At 72.2% G+C, this 17706-nt stretch carries 21 protein-coding genes and 1 pseudogene; 11 read left to right on the top strand and 11 right to left on the bottom strand.

The window, feature by feature from the left end; genetic code table 11:
• Nucleotides 1-30: 30 nt before the first annotated feature.
• The 3 genes from FXO23_RS21970 to FXO23_RS21960 all read left to right on the top strand — a co-directional run bounded on the left by FXO23_RS21970 (nucleotide 31) and on the right by FXO23_RS21960 (nucleotide 2852).
• Nucleotides 31-1026 carry a GlxA family transcriptional regulator gene (locus FXO23_RS21970; protein ID WP_246257655.1) on the top strand — a complete coding sequence of 332 codons (996 nt, stop codon included), beginning with the start codon at nucleotides 31-33 and terminating at the stop codon, nucleotides 1024-1026.
• Between the two features lie 50 nt (nucleotides 1027-1076).
• A complete protein-coding gene (locus FXO23_RS21965) occupies nucleotides 1077-1727 on the top strand; it encodes an HD domain-containing protein (RefSeq protein ID WP_158887265.1) in 651 nt (216 codons plus the stop codon).
• Between the two features lie 84 nt (nucleotides 1728-1811).
• Complete coding sequence (locus tag FXO23_RS21960; RefSeq protein WP_158887264.1) at nucleotides 1812-2852, top strand: LLM class F420-dependent oxidoreductase; 1041 nt, start codon at nucleotides 1812-1814, stop codon at nucleotides 2850-2852.
• A 72-nt stretch (nucleotides 2853-2924) separates the two neighbouring features.
• Here the strand turns inward: FXO23_RS21960 and FXO23_RS21955 are convergent, their stop codons facing one another.
• The gene (locus FXO23_RS21955) at nucleotides 2925-3590 is read right to left on the bottom strand and encodes a sortase domain-containing protein (protein WP_158887263.1); all 666 of its coding nucleotides are present in this window, start codon (nucleotides 3588-3590) and stop codon (nucleotides 2925-2927) included.
• A 280-nt stretch (nucleotides 3591-3870) separates the two neighbouring features.
• Here FXO23_RS21955 and FXO23_RS21950 point away from each other — a divergent pair, with 280 nt between their 5' ends.
• Both FXO23_RS21950 and FXO23_RS21945 read left to right on the top strand, forming a co-directional pair.
• Nucleotides 3871-4827 carry a Ppx/GppA phosphatase family protein gene (locus FXO23_RS21950; RefSeq protein WP_158887262.1) on the top strand — a complete coding sequence of 319 codons (957 nt, stop codon included), beginning with the start codon at nucleotides 3871-3873 and terminating at the stop codon, nucleotides 4825-4827.
• 40 nt (nucleotides 4828-4867) lie between these two features.
• Complete coding sequence (locus FXO23_RS21945; protein WP_158887261.1) at nucleotides 4868-5098, top strand: hypothetical protein; 231 nt, start codon at nucleotides 4868-4870, stop codon at nucleotides 5096-5098.
• Here FXO23_RS21945 and FXO23_RS21940 read toward each other — a convergent pair.
• Entirely contained in the window at nucleotides 5071-7485 is a 2415-nt protein-coding gene (locus tag FXO23_RS21940; protein ID WP_158887260.1) for a glycoside hydrolase family 65 protein, read from the bottom strand. The genes FXO23_RS21945 and FXO23_RS21940 overlap by 28 nt on opposite strands.
• On the bottom strand, nucleotides 7482-8216 hold the full coding sequence (locus FXO23_RS21935) for an HAD family hydrolase (protein ID WP_158887259.1): 735 nt from the start codon (nucleotides 8214-8216) through the stop codon (nucleotides 7482-7484). Before FXO23_RS21935 ends, FXO23_RS21940 begins: the two co-directional genes overlap by 4 nt.
• A 126-nt stretch (nucleotides 8217-8342) precedes the next feature.
• On the opposite strand from FXO23_RS21935, the gene FXO23_RS21930 reads away from it, so the two are divergent.
• The 4 genes and pseudogenes from FXO23_RS21930 (at nucleotide 8343) to FXO23_RS51090 (ending at nucleotide 10827) form a co-directional block, all read left to right on the top strand.
• Nucleotides 8343-9044, top strand: a complete 702-nt coding sequence (locus tag FXO23_RS21930; RefSeq protein WP_179956845.1) for an energy-coupling factor ABC transporter permease — start codon at nucleotides 8343-8345, stop codon at nucleotides 9042-9044.
• Nucleotides 9041-9412, top strand: a complete 372-nt coding sequence (locus FXO23_RS21925; protein ID WP_158887257.1) for a PDGLE domain-containing protein — start codon at nucleotides 9041-9043, stop codon at nucleotides 9410-9412. The genes FXO23_RS21930 and FXO23_RS21925 overlap by 4 nt, the downstream gene beginning before the upstream one ends.
• A pseudogene (gene cbiQ, locus FXO23_RS51095) lies at nucleotides 9409-10047 on the top strand (cobalt ECF transporter T component CbiQ); the annotation flags it as partial. The gene FXO23_RS21925 and the pseudogene cbiQ, both read left to right, overlap by 4 nt.
• Nucleotides 10036-10827: an energy-coupling factor ABC transporter ATP-binding protein gene (locus tag FXO23_RS51090; RefSeq protein WP_218952123.1), complete on the top strand. Its 792-nt coding sequence runs from the start codon at nucleotides 10036-10038 to the stop codon at nucleotides 10825-10827. The pseudogene cbiQ and the gene FXO23_RS51090, both read left to right, overlap by 12 nt.
• Here FXO23_RS51090 and FXO23_RS21915 read toward each other — a convergent pair.
• The 3 genes from FXO23_RS21915 to FXO23_RS21905 form a co-directional block, all read right to left on the bottom strand.
• Nucleotides 10824-11456: a maleylpyruvate isomerase N-terminal domain-containing protein gene (locus FXO23_RS21915; protein WP_158887255.1), complete on the bottom strand. Its 633-nt coding sequence runs from the start codon at nucleotides 11454-11456 to the stop codon at nucleotides 10824-10826. The two genes, FXO23_RS51090 and FXO23_RS21915, sit on opposite strands and share 4 nt — an antisense overlap.
• A gap of 38 nt (nucleotides 11457-11494) precedes the next feature.
• Nucleotides 11495-12388 carry a 2-dehydropantoate 2-reductase gene (locus tag FXO23_RS21910; protein WP_158887254.1) on the bottom strand — a complete coding sequence of 298 codons (894 nt, stop codon included), beginning with the start codon at nucleotides 12386-12388 and terminating at the stop codon, nucleotides 11495-11497.
• 68 nt (nucleotides 12389-12456) lie between these two features.
• Nucleotides 12457-13194, bottom strand: a complete 738-nt coding sequence (locus FXO23_RS21905; RefSeq protein WP_158887253.1) for a maleate cis-trans isomerase family protein — start codon at nucleotides 13192-13194, stop codon at nucleotides 12457-12459.
• Between the two features lie 33 nt (nucleotides 13195-13227).
• On the opposite strand from FXO23_RS21905, the gene FXO23_RS21900 reads away from it, so the two are divergent.
• Nucleotides 13228-13818 carry a TetR/AcrR family transcriptional regulator gene (locus FXO23_RS21900; protein WP_158887252.1) on the top strand — a complete coding sequence of 197 codons (591 nt, stop codon included), beginning with the start codon at nucleotides 13228-13230 and terminating at the stop codon, nucleotides 13816-13818.
• A gap of 69 nt (nucleotides 13819-13887) precedes the next feature.
• Here FXO23_RS21900 and FXO23_RS21895 read toward each other — a convergent pair whose 3' ends face one another.
• From FXO23_RS21895 to FXO23_RS21875, 5 genes are all read right to left on the bottom strand, one after another.
• Nucleotides 13888-14436, bottom strand: a complete 549-nt coding sequence (locus FXO23_RS21895; protein ID WP_158887251.1) for a DinB family protein — start codon at nucleotides 14434-14436, stop codon at nucleotides 13888-13890.
• A 61-nt stretch (nucleotides 14437-14497) separates the two neighbouring features.
• Nucleotides 14498-15013 carry a hydrogenase maturation protease gene (locus FXO23_RS21890; protein ID WP_158887250.1) on the bottom strand — a complete coding sequence of 172 codons (516 nt, stop codon included), beginning with the start codon at nucleotides 15011-15013 and terminating at the stop codon, nucleotides 14498-14500.
• Complete coding sequence (locus tag FXO23_RS21885) at nucleotides 15010-15966, bottom strand: hypothetical protein (protein WP_158887249.1); 957 nt, start codon at nucleotides 15964-15966, stop codon at nucleotides 15010-15012. The genes FXO23_RS21890 and FXO23_RS21885 overlap by 4 nt, the downstream gene beginning before the upstream one ends.
• A gap of 121 nt (nucleotides 15967-16087) precedes the next feature.
• Nucleotides 16088-16459 (bottom strand): ArsR/SmtB family transcription factor, encoded by a 372-nt coding sequence (locus tag FXO23_RS21880; protein ID WP_158887248.1) that lies wholly within the window; start codon nucleotides 16457-16459, stop codon nucleotides 16088-16090.
• A 44-nt stretch (nucleotides 16460-16503) separates the two neighbouring features.
• Nucleotides 16504-17085, bottom strand: a complete 582-nt coding sequence (locus FXO23_RS21875) for a TetR/AcrR family transcriptional regulator (RefSeq protein ID WP_246257654.1) — start codon at nucleotides 17083-17085, stop codon at nucleotides 16504-16506.
• Between the two features lie 93 nt (nucleotides 17086-17178).
• Between FXO23_RS21875 and FXO23_RS21870 the strand changes: the two genes are divergently transcribed.
• On the top strand, nucleotides 17179-17694 hold the full coding sequence (locus FXO23_RS21870) for a PaaI family thioesterase (RefSeq protein ID WP_246257653.1): 516 nt from the start codon (nucleotides 17179-17181) through the stop codon (nucleotides 17692-17694).
• Nucleotides 17695-17706: the final 12 nt, after the last annotated feature.

Here is a 17706-nt window from a genome sequence, read left to right as displayed (position 1 = left end):
GACATCGCGCCGGCCGGGCAGGCTGGAGGTGTGGGGCAAGAACTGACCGATCACCGGGATGTCGTGGTCCTGTTCGAGGACGGGGTCGTCGCGCTCGACGTGGCCGGGCCGATGGACGTGTTCATGGGGGCGAAGATGGCCGGCGCCCGGTACCGGGTCCGGACGGCTTCGCCCGGGGGCGTGCCGATCCGCGCCGCGAACGGGCTGCGGATGGCCCCGGATCTCGCGGTCGAGGAGCTGAGCGGCCCGATCGACACGCTCGTGGTGACCGGGGGCGCGGCGACCGTGGGCGCGGCGCCGGGCGGCAGCGCGCTCGCGGCCGAGGTCCGGCGGCTCGCCCCGCGGACCCGCCGGGTGGCTTCGGTGTGCGTCGGCGCGCTCCTGCTCGCCGAGGCGGGCCTGCTCGACGGGCGGAAGGCGACCACGCACTGGCAGTGGTGCCACGTGCTCGGGCGGCGGTTCCCGCGGACGACCGTCGTCTCCGACGCGATCTTCGTCCGGGACGGCCGGGTGGCGACCTCGGCCGGGGTCACCACCGGGATCGACCTGGTGCTCGCGTTCGTCGAGGACGACTACGGCGCCGAACTCGCCCGGGAGGTGGCCAAGGGGCTGGTGGTCTTCCTGCAGCGGCCCGGCGGGCAGTCGCAGTTCAGCATGTGGACCCGGCTGCCCGCGCCGCAGCACCCCGCGCTCCGCGTGGCCACCGACGCGGTGGTGCTGGATCCGGCGGCCGATCACAGCGTGACCGCGCTGGCCCGACGCGCGTCGGTCAGCGTGCGCCACCTCAACCGGCTGTTCTCCGACAAGCTCGGCACCACCGTGGCCAGTTACGTCGAACAGGTCCGCGTGCAGACGGCGCAGACCCTGCTCGAGGCGGGCGATGACGGCCTCGAGCCGATCGCGCGCCGCGCGGGTTTCGGCAGCCCGGAAACCATGCGCCGCGCGTTCCTCCGGCTGCTCGGCGTGGCCCCGGGCAGCTACCGCGCCCGCTTCCGCTCGACCGCTTCACCGGCGCGCTCAGCCTGACTCCGTCCACATAGGACGGTTGTTTTCCCTTGCAGAAAGGTGTATTCAGCATGCCCGAAAACGGTTTGGTCGTCCCGGACACCGAGCTGAGCCACGCGGCCTGGGAGTTCGTGCGGCGCATCGAGACCCCGGTGCTGGCCAACCACAGCATCCGGGCCTACTTCTTCGGCCGCGCGCAGGGCGAGCGGGCGGGCCTGCGCCCGGGCGTCGACTACGACGACGAACTGCTGTTCCTCGGCGCGGTGCTGCACGACGTCGGGCTGACCGAGGAGGGCAACGGCAGCGAGCGGTTCGAGGTGGACGGCGCGGACCTGGCGGTGCGCTTCCTGCTCGAACGCGGGATCGACCAGGAACGCGCGGACGTGGTCTGGGACGCGATCGCGCTGCACACGATCCCGGGCATCCCGAACCGGAAGCGCCCGGAGATCGCGCTGATGCAGTCCGGGACGTACCTCGACGTCGCCGGGCTGGGCACCGGCGCGCTGCCGCCGGGGTACGCCGAGGCGGTGCACGCGGCGTACCCGCGGCTCGGCATCGAGGCCGCGCTCTCCCAGGCGGTCGTCGACCAGGCGCTGGCGAAGCCGAGCAAGGCCGCGCCGGGCACGTTCGCCGCCGAACTGGCCGGCCAGCGGGTGCCGGAGGCGAAGGCGCCCGGCTGGGACGAGATGCTGGAGCGGTCGGAGTGGCGGGGGATCGCCTGACCGGTCACACCTCGAGGGGTTTCCCGGGAGCGGCCGGTAGGGTGCTCGACTAAGCGGTCGCTCAGAAGGGAAAGAGGCGCATCGATGAGGATCGGCACCCAGATCAGCTATGCCGGGGGCTTCGCCGAGAGCGTGGCGGACATCGTCGAGCTCGAACGGGTCGGCCTGGACATCGCCTTCGTCCCCGAGGCGTACTCGTTCGACGCGGTGAGCCAGCTCGGGTATCTCGCGGCGAAGACCGAACGGGTCGAGATCGCGTCCGGGATCTTCCAGATCTACACCCGCACGCCGACCCTGACCGCGATGACCGCCGCCGGGCTGGACTTCGTTTCGAACGGCCGGTTCACCCTCGGCATGGGCGCCTCGGGCCCGCAGGTGATCGAGGGCTTCCACGGGGTGCGGTACGACGCGCCGCTGGCCCGGACCCGCGAGGTCGTGGAGATCTGCCGCCAGGTGTGGCGGCGTGAGCGCGTGGTGCACGAGGGCCGCCACTACCAGATCCCGCTGCCCGCCGACCAGGGCACCGGGCTCGGGAAACCGCTCAAGCTGATCAACCACCCGGTGCGCGAGCGGATCCCGATCATGCTCGCGGCGATCGGGCCGAAGAACGTCGCGCTCACCGCGGAGATCGCCGAGGGCTGGGAGCCGATCTTCTTCCACCCGGAGAAGGCCGCCGAGGTCTGGGGCGGCCCGCTGGCGGAGGGCAAGGCGAAGCGCGACCCCGCGCTCGGTGAGCTGGACACCGTGGTCGGGGCGGCGCTGGCCATCGGCGAGGACGTCGAGCAGTTGCTCGACTGGGTCCGCCCGATGGTCGCGCTCTACGTCGGCGGGATGGGGGCGCGCGGCAAGAACTTCTACAACGACCTCGCCTGCCGCTACGGGTACGAGGCCGAGGCGAAGCTGATCCAGGACCTGTACCTGGACGGGAAGAAGGAGGAGGCGGCGGCCGCGGTGCCGCTGGACCTGCTGCGCTCGATCTCGCTGGTCGGCCCGGCGGGTTACGTGAAGGAGCGGCTCGCCGCGTTCGCCGAGGCCGGGGTGACGACCCTGCAGGTGACCCCGCTCGCCTCGGGCCGCGAAGGTCGCGTCGCCGCCGTGCGCGGTCTCCGCGAACTCATCGACTGAGGATTCGCGTGCGCGAGTGTGCGACTCGCGTGCCTGAACGTGTAACTCGCTTGCCGAGTGTGGAACTCGGGGTCAGTCGGCGGGGGTGAGGCGGGCGGAGACGACCAGGGCGTCGGCTTCGTCGGCGGTGCCGCCGAACAGGCTGGAGCTGGTGGTGAGGCGGAGTTCCGGGGTCGTGGTGGCGTTCGGGGCGAGGACGTCGGCCGGGAGGTTCGGGCTCGGATGGGTCTCGGTCCGGTAGACGGTGAACACCAGCGCGGTGCCGTCCTGGCGGCGCACGGTGATCGGGTCCCCGGGGCGGAGTTCGCGCAGCCGGTAGAACACCGCGCGGGCGTGGCCGTAGCGCACGTGCCCGGAGATCACCGCGGCGCCGGGCTCCCCGGGCGTGGGGTTCGTGGTGAACCAGCCCGCGGCCCGGGCGTCCCCGGGCACCTCCATGGCGCCCGTCGGCGTCCGGCCGAGTTCGACCAGCGGCCGGGCGTTGACTCCGATCGAGGGAATTTCCAGCGATTCCGGAGTCGAGGCGGCCAGCACACCGCCCGCTCCCGGGCTGCCGGTGATCCCGGCCTTGGTGGCCAGCGGCTGAGGAACCGGTAGATTCGCCGTGGCGGAGGCCGTCACGCTCGGTGACTTCAGCAAGGCCACGCCAACGAGCGCTCCGGCCAGGGCCACCACGACGGCGGCGGTAGCGGCGCCGAGCCTCCCCAGGTCACCGCGGCGATCGAATTGTTGGGTCACGTCCACCCGCTTCGTGCACGGCCGTGACTCCTCCCCGGCCCGTTACCTGGTGATCGCCGAGGTAGGGACTGAGCGTTACCACTACTGGAGTAGGTGGCGAAACTATCACCCGTATGGGGTAGGTGTTCGTTATCCTCCGACGAACGGTTCGAGTGAGACCATCAGAAACTCGCCAAAAAGGAGCTGGGGATGTCGACGCCGGACCCGCGATGCGTTTGAAATCGGACGCAGCGGGAAATTTCCGGCAGGGGTTTTCGGAGCAGAAGGCGGAGGTGCTTGCGTGTCTGTCGGCGGGGTGGATTCGACGGTCGGAGTGCTGGACGTGGGTTCGTTCAGCGCGCATCTCGTGGTGGTCGGCCGCCACGGGTCACCACGGGATCCGGTGCTGACGCACAAGACCCGCCTCCGCCTCGACCGCGCGCTCGACCACAAGGGCCGGATCGGCGCGGCGGGCATCGCGTCGATCGTCGCCGCCGTGGCCGAAGCCGATCGGATCGCCGCCGAACACGGGGTCGAGGACGTCTACCCGCTGGCCACCTCGTCCATCCGGGACGCGGCGAACGCGCGCGAGGTGGTCGCCGAGGTCGCCCGGTCGACCGGCACCTGGCTGCGGTTCCTGCCCGGGTACCGGGAAGCCGAACTGGCGTTCCTGGCCGCCCGGCGGTGGTACGGCGCCGCGGCGGGGCCGCTGCTGGTGCTCGACATCGGCGGGGGCACGGTCGAACTCGCCGGGGGGTGCGGCGAGCAGGCCGAATTCGCCCGGTCGCTGCGCCTCGGCGCGCGGGAGATGACCCGGGGCTGGCTGGACGGCGGGCCCGCCGACCGCGACCGCGTCGACGCCCTGCGCGCGCACGCGTTGGCGCGAGCGGAGGCCGCGCTCGCCGATGTGGGGCCGCTGCTGCGCGACTCGCTGCCGGTCGGGTGCTCCAAGGTGTTCCAGCAGCTGGCCCGGCTGGCCGGGCACCGCCGGGGCGTCGCCTCCGAACTGCACCTGGCGGATCTGCGCAAGTGGATCCCGAGATTGGCCAAACTCCCGGCCGCGCGGCGGGCCGAACTGCCCGGCATCTCGCGGTGCCGGGCGCGCCAGGCGCTGGCCGGGGCGATCGTGGCCGAGGCGCTGCTGACCGTCAGCGCCGGGAAGGTGGCCATCTGCCCGTGGTCCACCCGGGACGGGTTGCTGCTGACCCTGTTGGACGGCGCGGTTCCCGGCGGCACGCCGTCCTGGGAGGCGGCGTGACCCGGGTTGACGATCTGGCAAAACCGGGTAAGCCGGTCACATGACCTCACCGCAGCACCGCCGCAACCCCGAACCCCCGCTGTCCCCGGACTTTCCCGACCTCAAGCATCCGGACATCGACATCGGCCGGACCAAGGACGTCGACGAGCCGGCCAACCGCGACGACGTGGAGCCGCCGGACCGGGAGGATTCCGGTCGCCTGGACCAGGACATCGAGTCGCTCCTCGGGGACGACGAGTCGTCTCAGGCCGTCGGCGAACCGCCCGACTGACGCCGCTCGGCCGCGACGCCTGCGTCGGTGCTGATCCGCGCCGGGTTCCGCCGCGACGGTTCCCGGCCGGGCGGTTGAACCGGTGCGGGACCCGTCTCGAGCGGCGGAATCGGCAGCACCACGGCGTGTTCGCCGACGGTGAACCGCTCGCCGTGGTGGGTGAGCTCCAGCGGTTCCCCGGCCACCAGGCGGTAGGTCACCTCGTTCTCGCGGATGTCCACCGCGAACCGGGTGCCGCGGAAGCACATCCGGAACCCGATCCGGTCCAGCGCCGGGGGCAGCCGGGGCGCGAACGAGAGCACGCCCCCGTGATCGCGCATGCCGCCGAAGCCGGCGACCACCGCGATCCACGCCCCGGCCAGGGAAGCCATGTGCAGGCCGTTGCGGACGTTGTTGTGCACGTCGTGCAGATCGGTCAGCGCCGCCTCGGCGAAGTAGTCGTAGGCCAGGTCCAGGTGCCCGACCTCGGCCGCGACCACCGCCTGGGTACACGCCGACAAGGAGGAATCGCGGACCGTCCGGGCCTCGTAGTAGGCGAAGTCGCGGGCCTTTTCCTCGGCGGTGAACGCGTCGCCGCGCAGGTGCAGTGCGAGCACCAGATCGGCCTGTTTGATCACCTGCTTGCGGTAGAGGTCGAAGTACGGGTAGTTCAGCAGCAGCGGGTAGTTCTTCGCCGCGGTGCCCGCGAAATCCCAGTCGGGGTGCTCGGTGAACCCCTCGGACTGCGGGTGCACGCCGAGCTCCTCGTCGTAGGGGACGAGCATGCCGTCGGCGGCCCGGCGCCAGTCGGCGAGCTCCGCCTCGGTCACACCGAAACCCGCGGCGACCCGGGGGTGGCGTTCGCAGGCGGCGATCGCCTCGCGCAGATTCCGTTGCGCCATCAGGTTCGTGTAGACGTTGTTGTCCGCGACCGCGGAGTACTCGTCCGGCCCGGTGACCCCGTCGATGCGGAACCCGCCGTGCCGGTCGTGGTGGCCGAGCGAGGCCCACAGGCGGGCGGTCTCGATGAGCAGTTCGGCGCCGCAGCCCTGGTCGAACTCGGTGTCCCCGGTCGCCGCGACGTACCGCGCGGTGGCGTCGGCGATGTCCGCGGACACGTGGAACGCGGCGGTTCCGGCCGGCCAGTACGCCGAGCACTCCGCGCCGTTGATCGACCGCCACGGGAACGCCGCCCCGCGCAGCCCGAGCTGTTCCGCGCGGTCCCGCGCCTTGGAGATGGTCGACTGGCGCCACCGCAGGGCGTCCCGGGCCGCGTCCGGCATGGTGTAGGTGAGCACCGGCAGCACGAACGATTCGCTGTCCCAGAAGGCGTGCCCGTCGTAGCCCGGCCCGGTCAGCCCCTTGCCGGGGATGGCCCGGCTCTCGCCGCGCGCCCCGGCCTGCAGCACGTGGAACAGCGCGAACCGGGTCGCCTGCTGCAACTCCGGATCGCCGTCGATGATGATGTCTGCGGTGTCCCAGAACTCGTCGAGGAACCGGCGCTGCTCGGCGAGCAGCCCGTGCCAGCCGGTCTGGATGGCGCCCGCGAGCGCCGCCTCGACCTGCGCGCGCAGCGCGGGCACCGAACGCTTCGCCGACCAGCCGTAGCCGAGGTACTTGGTCAGCCGCAGCCGTTCCCCCCGCGGCACGTCGACGGCCGCGGTCAGCCGGGCCAGATCGCCCTCCGCGGCGATCCGGGTCCGCAGCCCGTCGGAGACCTCGAGCTGGTGCTCCATCGCCGCGGCCATCCGGAGCTTCGAATTGTGGGTCTGGTGCACCAGCACCGCGCCGTAGCCCTCGGCGGAGGCGAACTCGGAGACCAGCGGGGACTTCAGCGCCGCGGCCACGCGGGGATCGCTGGTGTCGGACTCGATCGGCTCGTTCGCCAGCAGATCGGACTGCACGACGAGTTGCAGGTCGTCGTCCAGCGGCTCCACCTCGTACCGGATCGCGACGACCGCGCGCTGGGTGAACGACACCAGCCGCTGGGTCCGCACCCGCACCCGGCGGCCGGTCGGCGACGCCCATTCCGTGGTGCGGGTCAGCGTCCCGGCGCGGAAGTCCAGCACCCGGTCGTGCGCGATGGCGTGGCCGTACCGCATGTCCAGCGGTTCGTCCTCGACCAGCAGCCGGATGATCTTGCCGTCGGTCACGTTGACCACGGTCTGCCCGGCCTCGGGATAGCCGTAACCCGCCTCGGCGTAAGGAAGTTCGTGTTCCTCGTAGAAACCGTTGAGGTAGGTGCCGGGCAGCCCGCGCGGCTCGCCCTCTTCCAGCGTGCCGCGGATGCCGATGTGCCCGTTGGACAGCGCGAAGGTCGATTCGGTGCGCTGCAGCTCGTCGATGGCCAGCCCGCGCCAGCGCAGTTCCCAGGGGGCGCGTTCGTAGCCCCGTCCGGTCTGGTTCACGCCCGTCCCTCCAGCAGTTCGGCGAGATCGTCGACCACCACGTCGGCGCCGTGGGCGCGCAGCTCGTCGGCCTGATCGGCGCGGTTCACCCCGACCACGTAACCGAATCCGCCGTCCTTCCCGGCCTGCACGCCCGCGAGCGCGTCCTCGAAGACCGCCGCCCGGCCCGGGGCGACCCCGAGCGCCTCGGCCCCCGCGAGGAACGAGTCCGGCGCCGGTTTCCCGCGCAGCTTCCGCTCGGTGATCACCACGCCGTCGATCCGCGCGGCCACGAACCGGGACAGGTCCGCCGCGTCCAGGACGGCCTCGCCGTTGGCCGAGGAGGTCACCACGCCGATGGCGATCCCGGCGTCGCGCGCGGCTTCCAGGTACCGCACCGAACCGGGGTAGGGGCTCACCCCGCGCTCGTCCAGCAGCCGCAGCAGCAGGTCGTTCTTGCGGTTGCCGACGCCGTGCACGGTGTGCGCGTCGGCCGGATCGTCCGGCGTGCCCTCGGGCAGTTCGATCGCGCGCGAGCGGAGGAACTCGCGCACCCCGTCGGCGCGGGGGCGGCCGTCGACGTAGGCGGCGTAGTCGTGGTCGGTGAACGGCTGGAAGTCCGCGCCGTCCCGTTCGCGCAGGAAGGCGTCGAAGGTCTGCTTCCACGCCTCGCGGTGCACGGCGGCCGTTCCGGTGAGCACGCCGTCGAGATCGAACAGGCAGGCGGTGATCCCCTCAGGTAACCCGATCATGCCTGGAACCGTACCGGCGGTGACGCGCTCGTGCCGCGAACGGCCGATACCTGCGCGCCTGAAAAGGTGATGAAATAGTGAGTCCCGATCTTCGTGCGGAGGTGGCGCGTGCGCGGTTCGATCGCCATGCACATGAGCGACGGCCTGCTCGACGTGCCCGCCTCGCTGCTGTTCGGCGCGGTGGCGGTGGCCGGCGTCGCGGTCGCCGTGGTGTTCGCCCGCCGCGACCTGGACGACCGGACCGCGCCGATGGCCGGGCTGGTGGCCGCGTTCGTGTTCGCGACCCAGATGCTGAACTTCCCGGTGCTGCCGGGGGTGAGCGGGCACCTGCTCGGCGGCGCGCTCGCCGCGATCCTGGTCGGGCCGTGGGCGGGTGCGCTCTGCGTGAGCATCGTGCTGGTGCTGCAGGCGTTGCTGTTCGCCGACGGCGGGCTGACCGCGCTGGGCGCCAACATCACCAACATGGCGCTGCTCGGCACCGCCGCGGGTTACCTGATCGCGGTCGCCCTCCGGCCGTTCGCGGTGCGGTCGAGGGCCGGGCTGGTCACCGTGGCGTTCACCGCCGCCTTCGTGAACACGGTCGTCGCCGCCCTGGGCTTCGTCGGCGAGTACGCGATCGGCGGGCACGGTTCGGTGCCGCTCGGCGGGGTCGCCGCGGCCATGGTCGGCGTGCACTGCCTGATCGGCATCGGCGAAGGCGTGCTCACCGCGCTCACCGTCGGCGCGGTCGCCTCGGCCCGGCCGGACCTGGTGTACCTGCTGCGCGGCGGCCGGGAAACACGTCCCCGATCCCCGATCGGGGCGCGGCGGCAGGAGGGCGCGGCGTGAGTCCGGCCAGGACCCATCGAGGGGTTGGGTTCTTCGCCGGATTCGCGATCGTGGCCCTGCTGCTGGCCGGTGTCGTCTCGTACTTCGCGGATTCGAGCCCGGACGGCCTGGATTCGGTGACCCAGGACGGGTGCACCACCGTCCAGACGGCGGAAGGCGAGCGGCTGCAGGGCTCCTGCCTCGCCCAGGACGCCCGGGAACACCCGCTGGAGAAGGGGCCGCTGGCCGGGTACGCGGTCGGCGGTGACGAGGGGTTGACCGGGGTCGCCGGGGTGCTCGGCGTGCTGGCCACGCTGGCCGTCGCGGGCGGGGTGTTCTGGCTGCTCCGGCGGCGCCGGGCGCCGGACGATCCGGAATCGCGCACGTGAGTGGCGCGCACGCGGTCCTCTTTCGCGCCGGGGATTCACCGGTGCACCGGGTGCCGCCGCAGGTGAAGCTGGTCTGCGCGTTCGCCGCCGTGCTGGGCGTGGTCGCGACGCCGCGGGAGCTGTTCTGGGTGTTCGGCGTGGATCTCGCGGTCCTGCTGGTGGTCTGGCGTCTCGCGGGGGTGCCGGTGGGCTGGTTCGCCCGCCGGGCGGTGATCGAACTGCCGTTCGTGGTGCTGGCCGTGGTGCTGCCGTTCGCCGGGCCGGGCCCGCGAACCGCCGTCCTCGGGGTGCCGCTGTCCGTCGAAGGCGCGCTGACCGGGTGGAACATCTTCGCCAAGGGAACGCTCGGTGTCCTCATCTCGCTCACCCTCGCGGCCACCACCCATCCGCAGGACCTGGTGGCGGGGCTGCGGCGGTTGCGGGTGCCCCGGCTGTTCACCACGATCGCCGCGCTGATGCTGCGGTACGTCGAGGTCGTCGCCGCCGAGGCCGGGCGGATGCGGCTCGCCCGGATCTGCCGCGGCCACGATCCCCGGTTCCTCTGGCAGGCCGCGGCCACCGCGCGGGGAATCGGCACCCTGTTCCTGCGCAGCTACGAACGCGGCGAGCGGGTGCACCTGGCGATGCTGTCCCGGGGGTGGACCGGGGCGAAACCGCCCGCGCCCGGGCCACCGGCCGAACGGGGGCCGGTGGCGCTGTCCGTGCGCGGGCTCGCCTACGCGTATCCGGACGGGCAGCGGGCGCTCGCCGGGATCGATCTCGACGTGCGCGCGGGGGAGCGGGTCGCGGTGCTCGGCCCCAACGGCGCCGGGAAGACCACGCTCGCGTTGCACCTCAACGGGGTGCTCACCGCGGCGGCCGGGCGGGTCGAGGTCGCCGGGCTCGAGGTGACGCGGGCGAACCTGCGCGAGATCCGCCGCCGGGTCGGGCTGGTCTTCCAGGATCCCGACGACCAGCTGTTCCTGCCGACCGCGGGCGAGGATGTCGCGTTCGGACCGGCGAACTTCGGGGTGGCCGAACCGGAACTCGGGCAGCGGGTGCGCGCGGCGCTCGACGCGGTCGGGATGGGCGAGCACGCCCACCGCGCGCCGACGCACCTGTCCGGCGGCCAGCGCCGCCGCGTCGCGCTCGCGACCGTGCTGGCGTGCGATCCGGACCTGCTGGTGCTGGACGAGCCCTCGGCGAACCTCGAACCCGTGGCGCGGCGCGAACTGGCCGAGGTCCTGCTGGCGCTGGACCGCACCATGCTGGTGGTCACCCACGATCTGCTCTTCGCCCTGCAGATCTGCCCGCGCAGCGTGCTGATCGACGACGGGATCGTGGTCGCCGACCGGCCGACCCGGGACCTGCTCGCGGACACCGAACTGCTGGCCACGCACCGCCTCGAACTGCCGTGGGGCGTCCGGCTCGGCTAACGCAGCACGGGCAGCGGGGAGTGCGGCGAGCGGCCGGTCGCGGCCTCGATCAGTTCGACCGCCGGGGCGACCTCGGCGAGCAGCAGCGCGGTGTCCCGCAACGCCGCGGGCGGCACGTCCGGGGCCAGGTCCAGGGCGCGCTGCACGTCGAGGAGGTGCACGGTGGCTTCCATCAGGATGATCCGGATCGCTTCCCCGACCGCGACCACCGCACCCGAAGCGGGCCACGGGATGACCAGGGTCGCCGCGAGCTCCCGCAGCTGCCGCAGCGCGCCGGGTCCGTGCACGCCGAACCGTTCGACCAGTTCCCGCCGGGGGTGCTCGGCGGCGTCGGCGACCGCCTGGTCCGCGTTCGGCTCGGCCATCGTGTGCGCCACCCCGTCCGGGGCGTTGAACCGGCGGATGATTTCCGCCGCGGTCACCGGCTTTCCCGGCGCGTCCGTCCGCGGCAGCGGAGCGTCCAGATCCCGGGCCGTCGCGGAGTGGTGCGCGTACACCGCGGCCACGTCCCAGCCGGTGCACCGGGTCGCCGCGGACCACTGGTCCTCGCTCAGGTCGTGGCCGAGGGAGGTCCAGACCTCCCAGGTCTGCTCGAGGGCGGCCAGCCTGCCGCGGTAGAGATCTTCCATGAACCGACAGTGCCACAACTCCAAGCACCGGTGGCGGTTCAGCTCGCGAGGTCTGCCCTTTCGGGCTGGAGGGCCGCGAGGAGCGCGTGCACGGCCTGGTTCGCCGGGGTGGGAACGCCGTGCTCGCGTCCGAATCGGACGATCGCTCCGTTGATCAGGTCGGTCTCCGGTGGCCGTCCGGCCAGCCGGTCGTACAGCATCGAGGTGCCGTCGTCCGCGGCGAATTCCCGGTAGAAGTCCAGCGTCCGCCGCAGATCCGCGGCATCCAGGCGGGCGCCGCACGCCGCGCCGACCGCGATCGCCTCGGTCAGCAGGGTCCGGGTCAGCTCGCCGATCTCCCCGTCGCGCAGCACCTCCAGCCGCCGCAGGGTGAGTGCGGTGATCGGATTCGCGGCCACGTTGCCGAGCAGTTTGCGCCAGGCCGCCGTGGTGAAGTCCGGTTCCCGGTGCACCTCGAGCCCGGATCCGGCGAGCAGCGCGGCGAACGCGGACGCGTCCGCGTTCTCGGGCACCACGATCCGGCGGCCGCGCCGGTGCCGCACGCGGCCCGCCGCGATCCGTTCGGCGGCGATGTAGACCAACGCGGGCAGCACGCGCGCGGATCCGGCCAGCGGGGTCACGCGCTCGCGGTGTTCCACCCCGTTCTGCAGCGCGACCACGGTCGTTTCCGGCGCGCGGAGCCGGGACAGCCAGGGCGCCGCACCGGCGACGTCCTGGCCCTTGGTGGTCAGCAGGACCCAGTCCACCGGCGCCGCGGTCGCGGGATCGGTGCGCACCGGGACGTCCACCGCGTGCTCGCCGTCGTCGTCGGCCAGCACCAGTTCGCCGACCGGCGTTCGCGTGCACAGCACGGTGTCCGCGCCGGTGCGGTGCACCGCCGCGGCGAGCACCGTCCCGATCGCGCCCGCACCGATGATCGCCACCGAGGTCATGGCGCCTCCCTCGAGCTAAGTGAGAATCGGTTCCCAGTTAGCTCGATGATCGCAGGCGCGTGTTTCGATCAGGTGACACCGAGCAGGGTTTGTTCCGGGCCGATCGCGGCGATGCCCAGGGTGCGCAGCACGGCCCAGATCGTGGCCTGGTTGGCGGTGATGATCGGTTTGCCGAGTTCCTGTTCCAGCGGCGCGATGAGGTCGTAGGTCGGCAGGGCGGTGCAGCTCACGAACAGCGCGTCGGCGTCCGGATGGTCCCCGGCGCGGATCAGTTCGGCGACCCGCGCGTACGACACGTCGTACACCTCATGGATCGAACCGAGGCCGAGGTCGGTGCTCGACACCACCCGCAGTTCCGATTCGGTGAGGAACTCCCGCAGCCGCTCGCCGACCGGCGGCTCGTAGGGATGTGCGACGGCCACCCGCCGCGCGCCGACCGCCCGCAACGCGTCGACGACGGCCCCGGCCGTGGTCAGCGCCCGCGGCGCCCCGGCGCCGAGCATGGCCTCCCGCAACGCGTGTTCGCGGTCCGGGCCGCCGACGAAACCGCAGGCGGTGCACAGGTACGTCACGGCCCGGGCGCCGACCGCGCACACCTCCCGCGTGGGCCGTTCCACCCGGCCGGGCTGGTTGAGCGCGGAGACCAGGCCCAGGTTGTCGGCAGAGGACACCGGGTCGGTACGCGCGATGAACAGGGACACGTCGTCCGGCGCCCAGCGCCAGAGCTCCCGGTCGCGATCGAAGTCGAAGGACGCGACCACGCCCACGCCGACCTGCGGCACCGGACCGTCGAGAAGACCGCGCATACCACCGACGGTAGTTGTCATTACGATTTCCCGGTGCCCGATGTCCCCGCGCGCAGGAGCGACGCCCGGCAGAACCGCGCGGCCCTGCTGCGCGCGTCCGGGGAGCTGCTCGCCGAGTCGGGGCCGGGTTTCTCGCTGAACGCGATCGCGCACCGGGCCGGAGTCGGCACGGCCACCGCGTACCGCCACTTCGCCGGGGCGCGGGAGGTCGTCGAGGCGTACCTGGACGGGCTCACCGGTGACCTGCTCACCGCGCTCGACGCGGTGCCGCCGGGCGATCCGCTGGTGCGGCTGCGCCGGATGTGCGCGATCTGGGTGGCCAAGGCCGCGGACTGGGGTGTCGCGGTGGCGGCCGTCCGCTCGGCCCGGGGTTTCCTCGCCCGCCTCGACGAGGGCGACGCCTTCATCGTGGCCCTGCACCAGCGGCTGGCCGCGGTGCTCACCGAATGCGTGCGGGCGGGGCACCTGCCGCGGCAGGAGATGCGTTACGCGGTGCTCACCTGGATCACGCTGTTCGACGAGCGCGTGGTGACGGATCTGGTGGCGAGCAACGGCTGGTCGCCGGATCGGGTCGCCCGCCGCCTCACCACGACCCTGCTGCGCGCCTACGGCCGAGCGGAGTGAAACCGGCCGTATAACGACCTATACGGCGCCGCCTTCGGCCACCTGGGTCGGCCCGCTCACCAAGGGCTTTCACGCCCGGCGCGAATACAGGTCGCGCAGCAGCGCGACCTCCGCGCCGTGGTGGATCACCTCGCGGTGGATGTGCAGGATCAGCGCCGCCAGCGGGCGGTCGGCGAACGGTCCCTCGGCCGGACCGCCGGGGCGGTTCAGTTCCGCTGGGCCGAGCGCGCGCATTCCGGACGACCACGCGTCGTATGCCTGGTCGAGCTGGTCCAGCGCCGTCGCGGCGGTCCCGGCGTAGGGGAAGGTTTGGTAGCAGACGGGCGGGCCGCCGAACTGCGTTTCGGCGCGCTTGCCGAGGACGTGGACAGTGATGTGCGCGAGCCGCCAGGCGATGGTGGTGACCGGTGGGGGCTCGGGGGCGGGGAAGGCGTAGTCGACGGTGAATCGCCCGCCGCCCAGTTCGTCCGCGGTGCGGCGCGGGCGCACGGTCCAGCAGTCGGCGACCGGTTCCCAGAAGTATTCCGCGTCGGTCAGGCCGTGCAGCCGGGGCCGCAGCCGCTCCCGCCAGTGCCAGTCCAGTTGATCGCCGAGTTCCACCGGCCAGTCGAGGTCCATGACTCTCAACCAAGTGGTTGGTGGAGCCTTTGTCAACCATCGCCGGTCAGCGGGCGCTGAGCTATCCGGAGGCGTGCGGCAACACCAGGAGTTCGGGCGACGGTTGCGGCGTCGCGCCCCAGGCCAGATCGGTGACCACGGTGACCGCCCGGTCGACCGCGGCCTCGACCGGTGGGCTCAGCCCGATCCGGTGGGCGACGCTGGCCGGTTCGCAGCCGACCACGATCACCCGGCCCGCGTCCCCGCCGAGCATGCGCAGCAGCCGGAACACCGCGTCCGGCCGCATACCGTGCGCGTCCACCGCCGCGCTCAGCGGTTCGAGGTCACCGGCCTCGGCCTCGATGAGGCAGAGCGTGCCGGGCGCGTCGCCTCGCGGGGTCGCGTCGATGAGGATCGTGGTGTCGTACCCGCCGAGGAGTTCGTGGGCCAGGTGCGTGCCGTCGATCCCGTAGTCGGCGATCTGCACCCAGCTGGGCAACCCGACCTGTTCCAGTTCCTTGACGACCTCGATGCCGAAGCCGTCGTCGCCGAGGAAGATGTTGCCTATCCCGGCAACCAGGACGCGCGGGCGTTTCATTCCATCACCTCCGTGTTCGCCGGTGTGCTCAGCGGTTCGTCGGTCACCGAACGGAGATAGCGGATCGTGCCGTGCAGCCGATCGAGCAGGTCCGAAGGCATGATCTCGTCGATCTCGGTGGTGCCGAACAGTTCCCCGGCGCCGTCCGCTCCGATCTCGGGATCGTCGTAGAGGATGATCGGCGAGGACAGGACGGCCGAGGCGCGCTCGGTGCCGCCGATCAGCACCGGCCAGGTGCGCGTGTTCACGCAGTCGTCGGCCGCGGTGCGCGCCCAGTCCGGCGGGTCCAGCAGGGAAAGGAACTGTCCCGGGTCGAGCGCCAGCACCAGATGCGCGGCGAGGAGCGCGTGGTGCAGCGCGGCCTTCCGGGTCGGCACCGGCTCGGCCCAGTCGCTGGTGTTGCGCAGATCGACCCGGAGCCGCACGCCGCCGGGCGGGCCGTCGAGGGAACTGGCCGACATCTTCAGCACTCCGCTCAGCGGCCGGGTTCGCCGGATCAGCCTCGCCGCGCTGCCCACGCGCTCGTACCGCTCGGTGCCCGCGACGCTGAACGGGACCTCGACCGGATGCGCCAGCAGATCGGACACCCGCAGTTCGGCGTCGACCTCGCGTTCGACGGCCTCGTCCCAGGTGGTGTACTCGGTGCCGCCGACGGTGAGCGACGGAACGTCGACGAACTGGTAGCCCGCGAGTTCCTGCGCGACCCGTTCCTGCGCCTGCAGGAACCGGGCGGTGACCCGCAGCGTGCTGTCCGGTCGCGCCTCGAGCACGCATTCGGTGCGCGAGGAAGCATGTTCGCCGAGATCCGTGGCGGTGAACGACGGCGGCATCAGCACGCCCCACTGCCAGCGCACCTTGGATTTGGCCGCGGTGGCCCGGTACGGGTAGAGCAGGTAGCCCTCGTACAGCACCGCGTCACCGACCGCCTTGGCCTGTTCGAGTGGGCTGCTCACGGACTCACCCGTTTTCAGACGTGTTCTCAGTGGTGAGAGGCAGAATTCCACGGTAAAGCTGTGATCTGGATCACGCAACTCGGCAGCTTACGCCGTCCGGAGCGGTGCCGGGCTGAATCGGTCAATCGATTCCGTGCGGAGTGGTCCCGGGATGCGGCCGGACGTGGTGGATGAGGTCGTGCACGGTGGCGTCGGCGAGCCGGTACCGGACCACCCGGCCCTCGCGGTGGGCGGCGACCAGTCCGTGCGCGCGCAGCAGGCGCAGCGCCTGGGAAACCGCGGTATCGGACATTCCGGCGGCCGCCGCGAGATCCGAAACGCAGATCTCCTTGGCGTAGTGGATGCACACCAGCAGGGTGAGCCGGGACGGGTCGGCGAGGATGGCGAACCGCTGGGCCCATTCCCGCACGGTTTCGCGGTCACCGAGGCCTTCGATCGCGTCGTCGACGCGGTTCGCGTCGATCAGGCGGCGGCGCTCCGGCGGGCTGGGCACCCAGCGATCGTGCCATTCCGGTACGCCTGGGGCCAGGTTCGCGGTCAGGACGCGGCGTGCCGCTGATGGGCCAGCAACACGGCGATCTGCTCGGCGGCCAGCTCGAGCGGATTCGTGTCGCGGCGCACGCGGCTGAGCAGCAGTGCGCCCTCGAAGTTGTGGATGATCGCGACGGCGAGTTCGGTGGCGGCTTCCGCGGCGTAGCCGTGTTCCCGGAGCAGTTCGGTGAGCACGCCCTGCCAGCGGTCGAAGGCTTCGCGGCACGCGGCGGTGAGCTTGGGCGAGCCGTTCACCGTCTCCAGGGTGATGGTCGCCAGCGGGCAGCCGCCGCGGTAGTCGGCGTCCGCGAGCCGCCGGCCCGCCTTGCGGTACCACCAGCGGATGGCGTCCTCGGGCGAATCGTGGCGTTCGAAGCCGCGGCGGACCCCGTCGATGGCGAAATCGGCACCGAGCTGGACGGCCTCGACGCCGAGTTGTTCCTTCCCGCCGGGGAAGTGGTGGTGCGCCGAGCCCCACGGCGTACCGGCCTCGTCGACCAGGCGGCGCCACGAGGTCGCGTGGTAGCCGTCGCGCTGGAACAGCCGGACGGCCGTGGCGAGCATGCGTTCCCGCGTGGTTTCGGACACCCGGTGAGCATACGCCTTGACTAAGACGATCGTCCTAGGCGAAGCTGGGCGCCGCTAGGACGATCGTCTTAGTCGAGGTACGGAGGTGCGGGTTTGACCATCGACCAGGCCGCCGAGCTGGGCGCCGTGCGGGAGAAGACGATCAGCTGGCGCGATCCGCTCCCCGCGGCGCGGGTGGGCGCGACGATGTCCGGGCGGGAGTACCTGACCGGGATCGCCGAGGGACGGATTCCGGCGCCGCCGATTTCGAGCCATTTCGCGATCCGCTGGGTGCACGTCGGCGACGGGGATGTCGTGCTGGGCGGAACACCGGACGAGTCGCTGTACAACCCGATCGGCACCGTGCACGGCGGCGTGGCCGCCACGCTGCTCGACTCCGCGCTGGCGTCCGCGGTGCATTCGACGCTCCCGGCCGGGGTCGGGTACACCTCGGTCGAACTCAAGATCAACTTCGTGCGGGCGATCCACGGTTCGTCCGGGGAGATCTTCGCGCACGGCCGGGTGGTCAAGGCCGGTTCCCGGATCGCCTTCGCCGAGGGCGACCTCCGGGACGCGGCCGGGAAGATCCTCGCCACCGCGTCCACCACCTGCCTCGTCATCGGCGGCTGACCGCGGATTCGC

The sequence above is a fragment of the Amycolatopsis anabasis genome, assembly GCF_009765355.1.
Classification (GTDB): domain Bacteria; phylum Actinomycetota; class Actinomycetes; order Mycobacteriales; family Pseudonocardiaceae; genus Amycolatopsis; species Amycolatopsis anabasis.
Note: the sequence above shows the minus strand (reverse complement) of the source record. Positions and strands in the feature narration are given on the sequence as shown.

What these genes read in the sequence shown, in the direction of transcription:
- FXO23_RS51090 (WP_218952123.1), top strand. Translation starts at nt 10,036, where the DNA reads ATGCTGTCCCGGGGGTGGACCGGGGCGAAACCGCCCGCGCCCGGGCCA.
- FXO23_RS21915 (WP_158887255.1), bottom strand. Translation starts at nt 11,456, where the DNA reads ATGGAAGATCTCTACCGCGGCAGGCTGGCCGCCCTCGAGCAGACCTGG.
- FXO23_RS21895 (WP_158887251.1), bottom strand. Translation starts at nt 14,436, where the DNA reads ATGGACCTCGACTGGCCGGTGGAACTCGGCGATCAACTGGACTGGCAC.
- FXO23_RS21910 (WP_158887254.1), bottom strand. Translation starts at nt 12,388, where the DNA reads ATGACCTCGGTGGCGATCATCGGTGCGGGCGCGATCGGGACGGTGCTC.
- FXO23_RS21905 (WP_158887253.1), bottom strand. Translation starts at nt 13,194, where the DNA reads ATGCGCGGTCTTCTCGACGGTCCGGTGCCGCAGGTCGGCGTGGGCGTG.
- FXO23_RS21930 (WP_179956845.1), top strand. Translation starts at nt 8,343, where the DNA reads ATGCACATGAGCGACGGCCTGCTCGACGTGCCCGCCTCGCTGCTGTTC.
- FXO23_RS21945 (WP_158887261.1), top strand. Translation starts at nt 4,868, where the DNA reads ATGACCTCACCGCAGCACCGCCGCAACCCCGAACCCCCGCTGTCCCCG.
- FXO23_RS21965 (WP_158887265.1), top strand. Translation starts at nt 1,077, where the DNA reads ATGCCCGAAAACGGTTTGGTCGTCCCGGACACCGAGCTGAGCCACGCG.
- FXO23_RS21960 (WP_158887264.1), top strand. Translation starts at nt 1,812, where the DNA reads ATGAGGATCGGCACCCAGATCAGCTATGCCGGGGGCTTCGCCGAGAGC.
- FXO23_RS21935 (WP_158887259.1), bottom strand. Translation starts at nt 8,216, where the DNA reads ATGATCGGGTTACCTGAGGGGATCACCGCCTGCCTGTTCGATCTCGAC.
- FXO23_RS21890 (WP_158887250.1), bottom strand. Translation starts at nt 15,013, where the DNA reads ATGAAACGCCCGCGCGTCCTGGTTGCCGGGATAGGCAACATCTTCCTC.